The 13,373-nt window shown below is 53.2% G+C and carries 8 protein-coding genes, 1 tRNA gene and 2 rRNA genes; 2 read left to right on the forward strand and 9 right to left on the reverse strand.

Annotated features, from left to right (window positions below; all coding sequences use genetic code 11):
- Window positions 1-63: 63 nt before the first annotated feature.
- The 3 genes from N1249_RS22340 to N1249_RS22350 all read right to left on the reverse strand — a co-directional run bounded on the left by N1249_RS22340 (window position 64) and on the right by N1249_RS22350 (window position 4,866).
- Window positions 64-2,968: ribosomal RNA gene (locus N1249_RS22340) — 23S ribosomal RNA — on the reverse strand.
- Window positions 2,969-3,162: 194 nt separating this feature from the next.
- Window positions 3,163-3,238, reverse strand: a tRNA-Glu gene (locus N1249_RS22345).
- Window positions 3,239-3,324: 86 nt separating this feature from the next.
- A 16S ribosomal RNA gene (locus N1249_RS22350) occupies window positions 3,325-4,866 on the reverse strand.
- The 16S and 23S rRNA genes sit together here with 1 tRNA gene alongside, the layout of an rRNA operon.
- Before the next feature lie 484 nt (window positions 4,867-5,350).
- Here N1249_RS22350 and N1249_RS22355 point away from each other — a divergent pair.
- On the forward strand, window positions 5,351-6,058 hold the full coding sequence (locus N1249_RS22355) for a FadR/GntR family transcriptional regulator (protein WP_259833521.1): 708 nt from the start codon (window positions 5,351-5,353) through the stop codon (window positions 6,056-6,058).
- Window positions 6,055-7,488: a multidrug transporter subunit MdtD gene (gene mdtD, locus N1249_RS22360; RefSeq protein WP_014072422.1), complete on the forward strand. Its 1,434-nt coding sequence runs from the start codon at window positions 6,055-6,057 to the stop codon at window positions 7,486-7,488. The genes N1249_RS22355 and mdtD overlap by 4 nt, the downstream gene beginning before the upstream one ends.
- Here the strand turns inward: mdtD and rbsR are convergent.
- The 6 genes from rbsR to rbsD form a co-directional block, all read right to left on the reverse strand.
- Window positions 7,454-8,446 (reverse strand): ribose operon transcriptional repressor RbsR, encoded by a 993-nt coding sequence (gene rbsR / locus N1249_RS22365; RefSeq protein ID WP_259833524.1) that lies wholly within the window; start codon window positions 8,444-8,446, stop codon window positions 7,454-7,456. The genes mdtD and rbsR overlap by 35 nt on opposite strands.
- 3 nt (window positions 8,447-8,449) lie before the next feature.
- A complete protein-coding gene (gene rbsK, locus N1249_RS22370; protein WP_259838249.1) occupies window positions 8,450-9,379 on the reverse strand; it encodes a ribokinase in 930 nt (309 codons plus the stop codon).
- A gap of 107 nt (window positions 9,380-9,486) precedes the next feature.
- A complete protein-coding gene (gene rbsB, locus N1249_RS22375; RefSeq protein ID WP_182273219.1) occupies window positions 9,487-10,377 on the reverse strand; it encodes a ribose ABC transporter substrate-binding protein RbsB in 891 nt (296 codons plus the stop codon).
- 27 nt (window positions 10,378-10,404) lie between these two features.
- Window positions 10,405-11,370, reverse strand: coding sequence for a ribose ABC transporter permease (rbsC, locus tag N1249_RS22380; protein WP_259833528.1), 966 nt, complete (start codon window positions 11,368-11,370; stop codon window positions 10,405-10,407).
- A gap of 4 nt (window positions 11,371-11,374) precedes the next feature.
- Window positions 11,375-12,880 carry a ribose ABC transporter ATP-binding protein RbsA gene (rbsA, locus tag N1249_RS22385; protein ID WP_259838252.1) on the reverse strand — a complete coding sequence of 502 codons (1,506 nt, stop codon included), beginning with the start codon at window positions 12,878-12,880 and terminating at the stop codon, window positions 11,375-11,377.
- 7 nt (window positions 12,881-12,887) lie between these two features.
- Window positions 12,888-13,307: a D-ribose pyranase gene (gene rbsD / locus N1249_RS22390; protein ID WP_014072427.1), complete on the reverse strand. Its 420-nt coding sequence runs from the start codon at window positions 13,305-13,307 to the stop codon at window positions 12,888-12,890.
- Between the last annotated feature and the right edge of the window lie 66 nt (window positions 13,308-13,373).

Genomic DNA, 13,373 nt, shown 5'->3' on the forward strand with positions numbered 1-13,373 from the left:
TTAAATCTGTATCAAAGCTGAAAATCTTCTGTCTCTCGTCCGCCGAAACAGCTTCGGCGTTGTAAGGTTAAGCCTCACGGTTCATTAGTATCGGTTAGCTCAACGTATCGCTACGCTTACACACCCGACCTATCAACGTCGTCGTCTTCAACGTTCCTTCAGGACCCTTAAAGGGTCAGGGAGAACTCATCTCGGGGCAAGTTTCGTGCTTAGATGCTTTCAGCACTTATCTTTTCCGCATTTAGCTACCGGGCAATGCCATTGGCATGACAACCCGAACACCAGTGATGCGTCCACTCCGGTCCTCTCGTACTAGGAGCAGCCCCCCTCAATTCTCCAGCGCCCACGGCAGATAGGGACCGAACTGTCTCACGACGTTCTAAACCCAGCTCGCGTACCACTTTAAACGGCGAACAGCCGTACCCTTGGGACCTACTTCAGCCCCAGGATGTGATGAGCCGACATCGAGGTGCCAAACACCGCCGTCGATATGAACTCTTGGGCGGTATCAGCCTGTTATCCCCGGAGTACCTTTTATCCGTTGAGCGATGGCCCTTCCATTCAGAACCACCGGATCACTATGACCTGCTTTCGCACCTGCTCGAGCCGTCACTCTCGCAGTCAAGCTAGCTTATGCCATTGCACTAACCTCCTGATGTCCGACCAGGATTAGCTAACCTTCGTGCTCCTCCGTTACTCTTTGGGAGGAGACCGCCCCAGTCAAACTACCCACCAGACACTGTCCGCAACCCGGATTACGGGTCTACGTTAGAACACCAGCCATTAAAGGGTGGTATTTCAAGGATGGCTCCATGCAGACTGGCGTCCACACTTCAAAGCCTCCCACCTATCCTACACATCAAGGACCAGTGTTCAGTGTCAAGCTATAGTAAAGGTTCACGGGGTCTTTCCGTCTTGCCGCGGGTACACTGCATCTTCACAGCGAGTTCAATTTCACTGAGTCTCGGGTGGAGACAGCCTGGCCATCATTACGCCATTCGTGCAGGTCGGAACTTACCCGACAAGGAATTTCGCTACCTTAGGACCGTTATAGTTACGGCCGCCGTTTACCGGGGCTTCGATCAAGAGCTTCGCGTTGCCGCTAACCCCATCAATTAACCTTCCGGCACCGGGCAGGCGTCACACCGTATACGTCCACTTTCGTGTTTGCACAGTGCTGTGTTTTTAATAAACAGTTGCAGCCAGCTGGTATCTTCGACTGATTTCAGCTCCACCCGCAGGGGCTTCACCTACATATCAGCGTGCCTTCTCCCGAAGTTACGGCACCATTTTGCCTAGTTCCTTCACCCGAGTTCTCTCAAGCGCCTTGGTATTCTCTACCTGACCACCTGTGTCGGTTTGGGGTACGATTTGATGTTACCTGATGCTTAGAGGCTTTTCCTGGAAGCAGGGCATTTGTTACTTCAGCACCGTAGTGCCTCGTCATCACACCTCAGCGTTAAAAAGAGTCCGGATTTACCTAAACTCTCCGCCTACATGCTTAAACCGGGACAACCGTCGCCCGGCTAACATAGCCTTCTCCGTCCCCCCTTCGCAGTAACACCAAGTACAGGAATATTAACCTGTTTCCCATCGACTACGCCTTTCGGCCTCGCCTTAGGGGTCGACTCACCCTGCCCCGATTAACGTTGGACAGGAACCCTTGGTCTTCCGGCGTGCGGGCTTTTCACCCGCATTATCGTTACTTATGTCAGCATTCGCACTTCTGATACCTCCAGCAACCCTCACAGGCCACCTTCAACGGCTTACAGAACGCTCCCCTACCCAACAACACATAGTGTCGCTGCCGCAGCTTCGGTGCATGGTTTAGCCCCGTTACATCTTCCGCGCAGGCCGACTCGACCAGTGAGCTATTACGCTTTCTTTAAATGATGGCTGCTTCTAAGCCAACATCCTGGCTGTCTGTGCCTTCCCACATCGTTTCCCACTTAACCATGACTTTGGGACCTTAGCTGGCGGTCTGGGTTGTTTCCCTCTTCACGACGGACGTTAGCACCCGCCGTGTGTCTCCCGTGATAACATTCTTCGGTATTCGTAGTTTGCATCGGGTTGGTAAGCCGGGATGGCCCCCTAGCCGAAACAGTGCTCTACCCCCGAAGATGAGTTCACGAGGCGCTACCTAAATAGCTTTCGGGGAGAACCAGCTATCTCCCGGTTTGATTGGCCTTTCACCCCCAGCCACAAGTCATCCGCTAATTTTTCAACATTAGTCGGTTCGGTCCTCCAGTTAGTGTTACCCAACCTTCAACCTGCCCATGGCTAGATCACCGGGTTTCGGGTCTATACCCTGCAACTTAACGCCCAGTTAAGACTCGGTTTCCCTTCGGCTCCCCTATACGGTTAACCTTGCTACAGAATATAAGTCGCTGACCCATTATACAAAAGGTACGCAGTCACACCACGAAGGTGCTCCCACTGCTTGTACGTACACGGTTTCAGGTTCTTTTTCACTCCCCTCGCCGGGGTTCTTTTCGCCTTTCCCTCACGGTACTGGTTCACTATCGGTCAGTCAGGAGTATTTAGCCTTGGAGGATGGTCCCCCCATATTCAGACAGGATACCACGTGTCCCGCCCTACTCTTCGAGTTCACAGCAAGTGTGCTTTCGTGTACGGGGCTATCACCCTGTATCGCCGGACTTTCCAGACCGTTCCACTAACACACAAGCTGATTCAGACTCTGGGCTGCTCCCCGTTCGCTCGCCGCTACTGGGGGAATCTCGGTTGATTTCTTTTCCTCGGGGTACTTAGATGTTTCAGTTCCCCCGGTTCGCCTCGTTAACCTATGTATTCAGTTAACGATAGTGTGTCGGAACACACTGGGTTTCCCCATTCGGACATCGCCGGGTCAAAGGTTCATATCACCTCGCCGGCGCTTTTCGCAGATTAGCACGTCCTTCATCGCCTCTGACTGCCAGGGCATCCACCGTGTACGCTTAGTCGCTTAACCTCACAACCCGAAGATGTTTCTTTCGATTCATCATCAAATTGCGAAAATTTGAGAGACTCGAACACACCATTTAAGATGTGTCGTTTCAATTTTCAGCTTGATCCAGATTTTTAAAGAGCAAATATCTCAAACGTGACTCACTGAGTCAGTTTTGAGATATATCGGCAGGTGACTTTCACTCACAAACCAGCAAGTGGCGTCCCCTAGGGGATTCGAACCCCTGTTACCGCCGTGAAAGGGCGGTGTCCTGGGCCTCTAGACGAAGGGGACACTGAAGTCTGCTTCGGCAAGACGCCTTGCTATTTACTTTTCATCAGACAATCTGTGTGAGCACTACAAAGGCAGGTTCTTTAAGGTAAGGAGGTGATCCAACCGCAGGTTCCCCTACGGTTACCTTGTTACGACTTCACCCCAGTCATGAATCACAAAGTGGTAAGCGCCCTCCCGAAGGTTAAGCTACCTACTTCTTTTGCAACCCACTCCCATGGTGTGACGGGCGGTGTGTACAAGGCCCGGGAACGTATTCACCGTAGCATTCTGATCTACGATTACTAGCGATTCCGACTTCATGGAGTCGAGTTGCAGACTCCAATCCGGACTACGACATACTTTATGAGGTCCGCTTGCTCTCGCGAGGTCGCTTCTCTTTGTATATGCCATTGTAGCACGTGTGTAGCCCTACTCGTAAGGGCCATGATGACTTGACGTCATCCCCACCTTCCTCCAGTTTATCACTGGCAGTCTCCTTTGAGTTCCCGGCCGGACCGCTGGCAACAAAGGATAAGGGTTGCGCTCGTTGCGGGACTTAACCCAACATTTCACAACACGAGCTGACGACAGCCATGCAGCACCTGTCTCAGAGTTCCCGAAGGCACCAATCCATCTCTGGAAAGTTCTCTGGATGTCAAGAGTAGGTAAGGTTCTTCGCGTTGCATCGAATTAAACCACATGCTCCACCGCTTGTGCGGGCCCCCGTCAATTCATTTGAGTTTTAACCTTGCGGCCGTACTCCCCAGGCGGTCGATTTAACGCGTTAGCTCCGGAAGCCACTCCTCAAGGGAACAACCTCCAAATCGACATCGTTTACGGCGTGGACTACCAGGGTATCTAATCCTGTTTGCTCCCCACGCTTTCGCACCTGAGCGTCAGTCTTTGTCCAGGGGGCCGCCTTCGCCACCGGTATTCCTCCAGATCTCTACGCATTTCACCGCTACACCTGGAATTCTACCCCCCTCTACAAGACTCTAGCCTGCCAGTTTCGAATGCAGTTCCCAGGTTGAGCCCGGGGATTTCACATCCGACTTGACAGACCGCCTGCGTGCGCTTTACGCCCAGTAATTCCGATTAACGCTTGCACCCTCCGTATTACCGCGGCTGCTGGCACGGAGTTAGCCGGTGCTTCTTCTGCGAGTAACGTCAATTGCTGAGGTTATTAACCTCAACACCTTCCTCCTCGCTGAAAGTACTTTACAACCCGAAGGCCTTCTTCATACACGCGGCATGGCTGCATCAGGCTTGCGCCCATTGTGCAATATTCCCCACTGCTGCCTCCCGTAGGAGTCTGGACCGTGTCTCAGTTCCAGTGTGGCTGGTCATCCTCTCAGACCAGCTAGGGATCGTCGCCTAGGTGAGCCGTTACCCCACCTACTAGCTAATCCCATCTGGGCACATCTGATGGCAAGAGGCCCGAAGGTCCCCCTCTTTGGTCTTGCGACATTATGCGGTATTAGCTACCGTTTCCAGTAGTTATCCCCCTCCATCAGGCAGTTTCCCAGACATTACTCACCCGTCCGCCGCTCGTCACCCAGAGAGCAAGCTCTCCTGTGCTACCGCTCGACTTGCATGTGTTAGGCCTGCCGCCAGCGTTCAATCTGAGCCATGATCAAACTCTTCAATTTAAAAGTTTGATGCTCAATGAATTAAACTTCGTAATGAATTACGTGTTCACTCGTTGAGACTTGGTATTCATTTATCGTCCGAGGACGTTAAGAATCCATGTCACTTTGAGTGCCCACACAGATTGTCTGATAAATTGTTAAAGAGCAGTTGCAACGTGGCTTTCAGCTCACCGTTGCGAGGTGGCGTATATTACGCTTTCCTCTTTCAGAGTCAAGCGTTTATTTTCGCTTTTCTCTGCTGGCGTTCATCTCTGAACCCCGCTAACCCGGCGGCTTGTAAGCCGTTGTTCCGTGTCAGTGGAGGCGCATTATAGGGAGTTATTCTGAAGTGACAAGAGGAAATTTAAAAAAAGTTTCTGACCGTATTTTTTTTCACCAAAACCTACGTTATCAAGCTACAAATTGTTCTATTTGATGTATTTGCAACCACAATCACACTCCAGATGGCATACTTACCAGCATGAACAAATAAGGAATAAGAGCGATGCCCTTAAGCGCACAACAGCTGGCAGCACAAAAAAACTTATCGTATGTGCTGGCAGAAAAGCTGGCTCAGCTGATCTTAGCGGGTAAATATGCCCCTGGTTGTATCCTGCCAGGCGAAATGGAACTGGGTGAGCAATTTGGGGTAAGCCGTACAGCCGTTCGCGAAGCGGTGAAAACATTAACGGCAAAAGGGATGGTGCTGCCGCGCCCACGCATAGGGACTCGCGTTATGCCGCAGAGCAACTGGAATTTCCTCGACCAGGAGCTGCTCTCCTGGTGGATGACGGAAGATAACTTCCATCAGGTTGTCGATCATTTCCTGGTGATGCGCAGCAGTCTTGAACCACAGGCCTGCCTGCTTGCCGCCACGCTCGGTAGTGCAGAACAAAAAGCGGAGCTGAATACCTTAATGGAAGAGATGGTCTTCCTGAAGAAGCACTTCAATCGCGAACGCTGGGTTGAAGTGGACATGGCCTGGCACGAGCACATCTATTATATGAGCGGCAATCCGTTCCTGACCTCGTTTGCTTCTCTGTTCCATTCGGTATATCACACCTACTTTACCTCTATTACCCAGGATGAAGTGGTGAAGCTGGATCTGCATCAGGCCATTGTTGATGCGATTCAGGACAGTGACGGGCAACGCGCCCTGAGTGCGTGTCAGGCATTGCTGGCAGCACCAAACCACCAGCAGGAAAATAAATGACCGAGAAAAAAGCACGCAGCATGGCCGGATTGCCGTGGATTGCAGCCATGGCGTTCTTTATGCAGGCACTGGATGCCACCATCCTTAATACCGCTCTCCCGGCGATTGCCCACAGTCTTAACCGCTCCCCGCTGGCGATGCAGTCTGCCATTATCAGTTATACCCTGACGGTGGCGATGCTTATCCCGGTGAGCGGCTGGCTGGCAGATCGCTTCGGCACCCGCAAAGTCTTTATGCTGGCCGTGACCCTGTTTACCCTCGGCTCCCTGGCTTGTGCGCTTTCTACATCCTTAACGCAGCTGGTTATCTTTCGCGTACTTCAGGGGGTTGGCGGGGCGATGATGATGCCCGTGGCGCGTCTGGCGTTATTACGAGCCTATCCGCGCAGCGAACTGCTTCCCGTGCTTAACTTCGTTACCATGCCTGGGCTGGTTGGCCCGATCCTGGGCCCTGTGCTGGGCGGCGTGCTTGTGACCTGGGCAAGCTGGCACTGGATTTTCCTGATTAACATTCCGATTGGTATCGCAGGGCTTCTCTATGCCCGCAAATATATGCCGAACTTCACCACCCCCAAACGCAGCTTTGATATGGGGGGCTTTTTCCTGTTTGGCCTGAGCCTGGTGCTGTTCTCCAGCGGGATGGAGTTATTTGGCGAGAAGATTGTGGCAACGTGGATAGCGGTATCCATTATTCTCAGCGGCATTCTGCTTTTGCTTCTTTATATACGTCATGCACGCCGTCACCCGACGCCGCTTATCTCGTTGTCTCTCTTTAATACACGAACGTTTTCAGTGGGTGTTGCCGGAAACATTGCCTCACGGCTGGGTACAGGTTGCGTTCCCTTTCTGATGCCGCTGATGTTGCAGGTCGGTTTTGGTTACCCGGCGTTGATTGCCGGCTGCATGATGGCCCCCACGGCGATGGGGTCGATTCTGGCGAAATCGACCGTAACGCAGGTGCTGCGCTGGTGCGGTTATCGTAAGACGCTGGTTGGTGTGACCGTGTTTATCGGCCTGATGATTGCACAGTTCTCGCTGCAATCCGCAGCATTACCGGTCTGGATGCTGATCCTGCCACTGTTTGTTCTGGGCATGGCAATGTCTACGCAGTTCACCTCGATGAATACCATCACACTGGCAGACCTGACGGATGAGAACGCCAGCAGCGGGAATAGCGTGCTGGCGGTCACTCAACAGTTGTCGATTAGCCTGGGGGTCGCCGTGAGTGCGGCGGTACTGCGGTTCTATGAAGGATTCGACAGCGCAAACACCGTCGAGCAATTCCATTACACCTTTATCACGATGGGTGCGCTTACCGTTGTCTCTGCACTGGTCTTTATGTTGCTAAAACCGAAAGATGGCCGAAACCTGATTAAAGAGCGCCACAAACCAAAGGCTAAACCGAACCCCGTTCCATCAGAACAGGAGTAAGCTGCAAACGTTGCTGTTGCAGCGCGGGCTGTGCCATACGATGGATCAGCACATCAATGGCCAGCTCGCCCAGTTCATCTTTGGGTTGGTGGATAGTGGTGAGCGGCGGCGTCATGTAGCGCGCCAGTTCGATATCATCGTAGCCAATCACGGCCATATCGCCTGGAATACTCAGCCCTGCCTGATACAACGCCTGATAAGCGCCAAATGCCATAGCATCGTTACCAATAAATACCGCCTGCGGACGTTGCGCTTGTGCCAGCAGCTTTTGCATGGCCTCTAAACCGCCGTTAAACTCAAAATCACCGGTAATGCAATATCCCTCAGGAATGGAAAGCCCTGCCCGCGCCATCGCGGAAAGATATCCTTCAAGACGGAGTCGGGCCGGCGTTTTATCCAGTGGCCCCGTGATGCAGGCGATACTGGTGTAGCCTTTATCGATCAGGTATTGCGTTGCCATGTCGCCACCCAGCAACGAGTTATCCTGAATCAGGTCGCTGGTGCCATCGAACGGTGCCCAGTCCATCATCACCGTAGGAATAGAAGGATAGCGCTGAATAATCTCTTTCGAGGGCTGATGCGTTTCGGTACACAGCAGCAGTAACCCGTCGACGCGTTTTTGCATCAGCGTTTCAAGGTTACGGTTCATGCGTTGCTCGTCGCCTTCGGTATTACACAACACCAGGCTGTAGCCACGCTCAAAGCAGCTGCGTTCGACGCCACGCACAAGTTCAGAATAGAAAGGGTTGGTACTGGCGGTAATAAGCATCCCGATGGTGCGGGTCTGGTTGAGCTTCAGACTACGAGCCAGCGCCGACGGTGCATAGTTGAGGTCTTTTACTGCGGCTTCGACTTTTTCCCGAATCGCCTCACTGACAAAGCGATCGTTATTGATAACGTGGGAGACAGTAGAAGTAGAAACGCCCGCCATGCGGGCGACATCTTTCATTGTGGCCAAGCGTTACCCCTGCTGACTTAAGAATTCATCGATCTCTTTACGCCACGGAACGGAAGGCTGTGCACCTTTACGGGTGACCGCGATAGCCGCAGCAGCATGAGCAAAACGAATAGCCTCATCCAGCGCTTTACCTTCCAGCAAGGCCGTCACCAGCGCACCGTTAAAGGTGTCTCCGGCCGCAATGGTATCAATCGCCTTCACCTTAAAGCCCGGCACGCGACGGCCTTCGCCATTGACACTGGCCCACACACCGCGGCTACCGAGAGTAATGATAACGTTGGCAATACCTTTGTCGTGCAGCGCTTTCGCCGCACGCGCCGCATCGTCGTCATTTTCCACACGAATACCGGTCAGCTTTTCGGCTTCGGTTTCGTTAGGGGTGATGATGTCCACCAGCGCCAGGAGCTCATCAGATAATACACGGGCAGGCGCCGGATTAAGTACGACAGTGGTATGATTTTCATGCGCAATTTTGGCCGCAGCCAGTACGCTTTCCACCGGAGACTCCAGCTGCATTAATAATGCTTCTGCACTGGCAATAATGTCGCGCTGCGCTTCAACGCGTTCGGTTGTCAGCGCCGCGTTAGCCCCTGCATGAATACCGATGACATTCTCACCTTCCGCATTAACGAAAATCAGCGCTACGCCGGTCGATTCCCCGGCCACCACGCTTACTGGCGCAATGTCGATGTTATCGCTTGCCAGCTGTTTACGTACGCGTTCACCCGTGTCGTCATCACCCGTACAGGCAATAAACGCAATCTGTGCGCCGCTGCGCCCGGCAGCAACCGCCTGGTTTGCGCCTTTGCCGCCAAATGCCACCTGGTACTGGTTACCGGTGACGGTTTCGCCAGGTGTCGGGAAAGTTTCAAGGTTAAGAATGTGATCGGCATTGATACTGCCAAGAACAACGAGGTTGCCAGCGGTTTTCATGTATGAGGTGTCCATCTGAGAGCGCCACCGGGATTAACCGGTGGCGTATGCCACACTTTTCTTTGTATTTTGTCCATCAGGCCGCCAGTGACGGCCTGAATCGCATATTACTGCTTGATGACCAGTTTCAGGTCAACTGGATATTTTGCCTGAACCTTTTCGCCCTTCAGCACTTTATCAGCAGTCTGAACACCTGTTGCGCCAATCTGCTCAGGCAGCTGAGCGATGGTCGCAGCCAGTTTGCCATCATTTACGGCTTTTTCACCATCCGGAGTACCGTCAAACCCGACAACCATCACATCAGACTTACCGGCAGTTTGCAGAGCACGCAGTGCACCCAGTGCCATTTCGTCGTTCTGTGCGAATACGGCCTGTACATCAGGATGTGCGGTCAGCAGGTTCTGCATGACGTTCAGACCTTTAGTACGGTCGAAGTCGGCAGGCTGGCTGGCCAGAACGTTAAATTTGTGTGCTGCAACAGCCTGCTGGAAGCCTTCGCCACGTTCACGGGCTGCGGAGGTACCGGCGATACCCTGCAATTCGATAACTTTCGCGCCTTCACCGGCTTTCTTCGCGATGTAATCACCGGCGATTTTGCCGCCCAGAACGTTGTCAGACGCAATGTGGCTGACGACATCACCTTTAGATGCCTGACGGTCCAGGGTAATCACCGGGATTTTCGCCTGGTTTGCCATTTTCACGGCGTTACCCACAGCATCGGAATCGGTTGGGTTGATCAGCAGGATTTTGGTGCCGCGAACGGTTAAGTCCTGAACGTTAGCCAGTTCTTTCGCCGGGTTGTTCTGGGAATCCAGTACCACCAGGTTGTAGCCCAGCTTGTCTGCTTCTTTCTGCGCGCCATCCTTCAGAGAGACGAAGAACGGGTTGTTCAGCGTGGAGATAACCAGCGCGATGGTGTCTTTCGCCATTGCGTTAGCACTTACGGTTGCGCTCAGCGCCACAGCAGAAACCAGGGTAGCCAGTTTTTTCATGTTCATATCTAAGATGTCCTGTAGTGTCGTCAGTTACTGTTTTTTGTTGTCTACCAGTACCGCCAGCAAAATCACCACTGCTTTAACGATCATCTGGTAATAGGAGGAAACACCTAATAAATTCAAACCATTATTCAGGAAACCGAGGATCAGTGCGCCGATCAATGTCCCAACAATGCGACCTTTACCGCCCGCGAGACTCGTACCGCCCAGAACCACTGCCGCAATCGCATCCAGCTCATAACCTGTACCCGCCGTAGGTTGCGCAGAAGAGAGACGCGCCACTTCGATGATACCTGCCAGGGACGCCAGCAAGCCGCACAGGGAATAGACGATAATTTTGACTTTATTAACGCTGATACCAGAAAGGCGTGTCGCAGCTTCGTTACCACCCAGCGCATAGATATAGCGACCCAGACGGGTGTGGTGCAGCATGTACCACGCCGCCAGGAAGACGATACCCATGATCCAGACCGGCGTCGGGATACCCAACGGGCGACCGATACCGAACCAGCCAAACAGATCGGCGTTATCCGTAAATCCGGTGTTCACCGGGCTGCCGTTGGTGTAAACCATGGTCACACCGCGCAGCAGCAACATCATCACCAGCGTGGCGATGAACGCCTGGACGCGGCCTTTCGCCACAATCACACCTGTCACGGCGCCAATCGCCGCGCCAGCTGCCAGGGCCGCTGCAACGGCCACCAGCGCGTTGACCTCAATCCCTACAATTGAAGCCGCAATCGCACCGGTGAGCGCCAGCAAGGAACCGACGGACAGGTCGATCCCCGACGTCAAAATCACCAGCGTCATGCCGACCGCCATAATGGCGTTCACGGAAGTCTGCTGAAGAATGTTGAACAGGTTATTAACGGTGAAAAAGTTCGGGCTCATGGTCGACACAATCGCAATCAGCACCAGCAGGGCAATCAGCGATTTTTGTTCCATCAGCCAAGCCTTTGTGAAATAACGGCGACCAGAAACAGCCTGGGTAGTCATCTTCTTACTCCTGATTCACGCGATTAAGCTTGCCCACAGCGGCAGCCATCAGAACTTCCTGGGTGGCCTGCTCGCGAGTGAATTCACCGCCGAGATGCCCTTCATGCATGACGATAATGCGATCGCTCATGCCTAATACTTCTGGCATCTCAGAAGAGACCAGAATGATGCTCAGACCGTCGGCCTTAAACTGGTTAATCAGCTGATAGATCTCTTTTTTCGCGCCCACGTCCACGCCACGGGTTGGCTCATCAAGGATCAGCACTTTCGGGCGCGTCATCAGACCACGCGCAATCGCCACCTTCTGCTGATTACCGCCGGACAACAGGCCGATTGCCTGCTCCATCGACGGGGTTTTGACGTTAAAGAGACGGATAAAATCGCTGACCGCCTGCTGCTCGTCTTTGTGCTTCAGGGTGCCGCCGCTATGGCTGAAATAGCGCAGTGCGGTAAGAGACATGTTCTCTTTCACCGACATACCCAGCACTAAACCGTCGCGCTTACGGTCTTCAGAAATATAGACGATGCCATTCGCCAGACCATCTTGCGGGGAGCGAGTGACAACTTCATGTCCATCAAGAGTTACGTAACCGCTGGTGCGCGGCAGTGCGCCGTAGAGCACTTTCATCAGCTCGGTACGCCCCGCGCCCATCAGGCCCGCCACGCCGAGGATTTCACCCTGACGCAGGGTAAAGGTCACATCGTTTACACCTGGGCCGCAGAGGTTGTCCACCTTCAGGCGGACTTCACCCGGCGCTTTATCCAGATGCGGGTACTGATCTTCGAGCTTACGTCCCACCATCATTTCGATCAGAGTATCTTCGGTCAGCGAAGCCACTTCGCGCTCGGCAATAAACTGCCCGTCACGGAATACGGTGACGTCGTCGCAGATTTCGAAGATCTCTTTCATGCGGTGAGAGATATAGACAATCCCGCGCCCCTGCGATTTCAGCTCGCGGATAACACGGAACAAGGATTCGGTTTCGGTATCGGTCAGGGCGTCGGTCGGTTCATCCATAATGATGACCTTCGACTCAAAGCTCAGCACCTTAGCGATTTCCACCATCTGCTGATCGCCGATGGAGAGGTCGCCCACCAGGCGGTCGCTTTTAAAGCGCAGGTTCAGCTTCGCCAGTAGTTTGTCCGCTTCGGCGTACATCGTTTTCCAGTCGATTTTGCCAAACCGGTTTACGAATTCACGCCCAAGGAAGATGTTTTCCGCAATGGTGAGTTGCGGGATCAGGTTCAGCTCCTGGTGGATAATGCCGATACCGGCTTCCTGGGATGATTTCGGGCCGTTGAAGGTGGTTTCTTTACCCAGCCAGGTGAGTGAGCCGGCATCGCGTTGATAGATACCAGTCAGCACTTTCATCATGGTGGATTTGCCAGCGCCGTTTTCGCCCACCAGCGCCATCACGCGCCCGGCGTATACGTTCAGCGCGGCACCGGAGAGGGCTTTTACGCCAGGGAACGATTTATCGATCCCTTTGAGTTGCAATAATGCGTCCATGATGGCCTCAGAAGGTGACGCCAGCACAGAGAATAATATTCGCATACGGGGAACACTCCCCGCTGCGAATCACCGCCTGACTGTCTGCGGTTTGTTGTTTGAACTGCTCGTGCGTTGTGTAACGAATTTCTATGGTGTTTCCCTGGTGTTGTTGCAGTTGCTCAATGTGGCTGAGCAACGTTTCGTGGAGTTGCGGATTATGTTGTTTGATCTCCGTCGCGAGAATGGCTGCCTCAACCTGCATCTCCGCGGTCACCACGTCCAGTACCTGCATAAACGAAGGAACACCCTGCGTTAACGCCATATCAATACGGGTTGTGCTGTGCGGAACCGGTAAGCCTGCATCGCAAACCACCAGCGTATCGGTATGCCCAAGACGGGAAATAACCGATGAGATTTCTGAGTTGAGTACAGTGCCTTTCTTCATTTTCTTGCTCCACTAGCGAAACGTTTCGCTGAAAACAGTGTAGACCCACTGGTGTTCAGAAAACCA

The organism is Enterobacter sp. CP102 (genome assembly GCF_025152625.1).
In the GTDB taxonomy this organism is placed as follows: Bacteria; Pseudomonadota; Gammaproteobacteria; order Enterobacterales; family Enterobacteriaceae; genus Enterobacter; species Enterobacter soli.

Coding starts and splice junctions, on each gene's coding strand:
- N1249_RS22355 (WP_259833521.1), top strand. CDS start 5,351: ATGCCCTTAAGCGCACAACAGCTGGCAGCACAAAAAAACTTATCGTAT.
- rbsC (WP_259833528.1), bottom strand. CDS start 11,370: ATGACTACCCAGGCTGTTTCTGGTCGCCGTTATTTCACAAAGGCTTGG.
- rbsD (WP_014072427.1), bottom strand. CDS start 13,307: ATGAAGAAAGGCACTGTACTCAACTCAGAAATCTCATCGGTTATTTCC.
- rbsA (WP_259838252.1), bottom strand. CDS start 12,880: ATGGACGCATTATTGCAACTCAAAGGGATCGATAAATCGTTCCCTGGC.
- mdtD (WP_014072422.1), top strand. CDS start 6,055: ATGACCGAGAAAAAAGCACGCAGCATGGCCGGATTGCCGTGGATTGCA.
- rbsB (WP_182273219.1), bottom strand. CDS start 10,377: ATGAACATGAAAAAACTGGCTACCCTGGTTTCTGCTGTGGCGCTGAGC.
- rbsK (WP_259838249.1), bottom strand. CDS start 9,379: ATGAAAACCGCTGGCAACCTCGTTGTTCTTGGCAGTATCAATGCCGAT.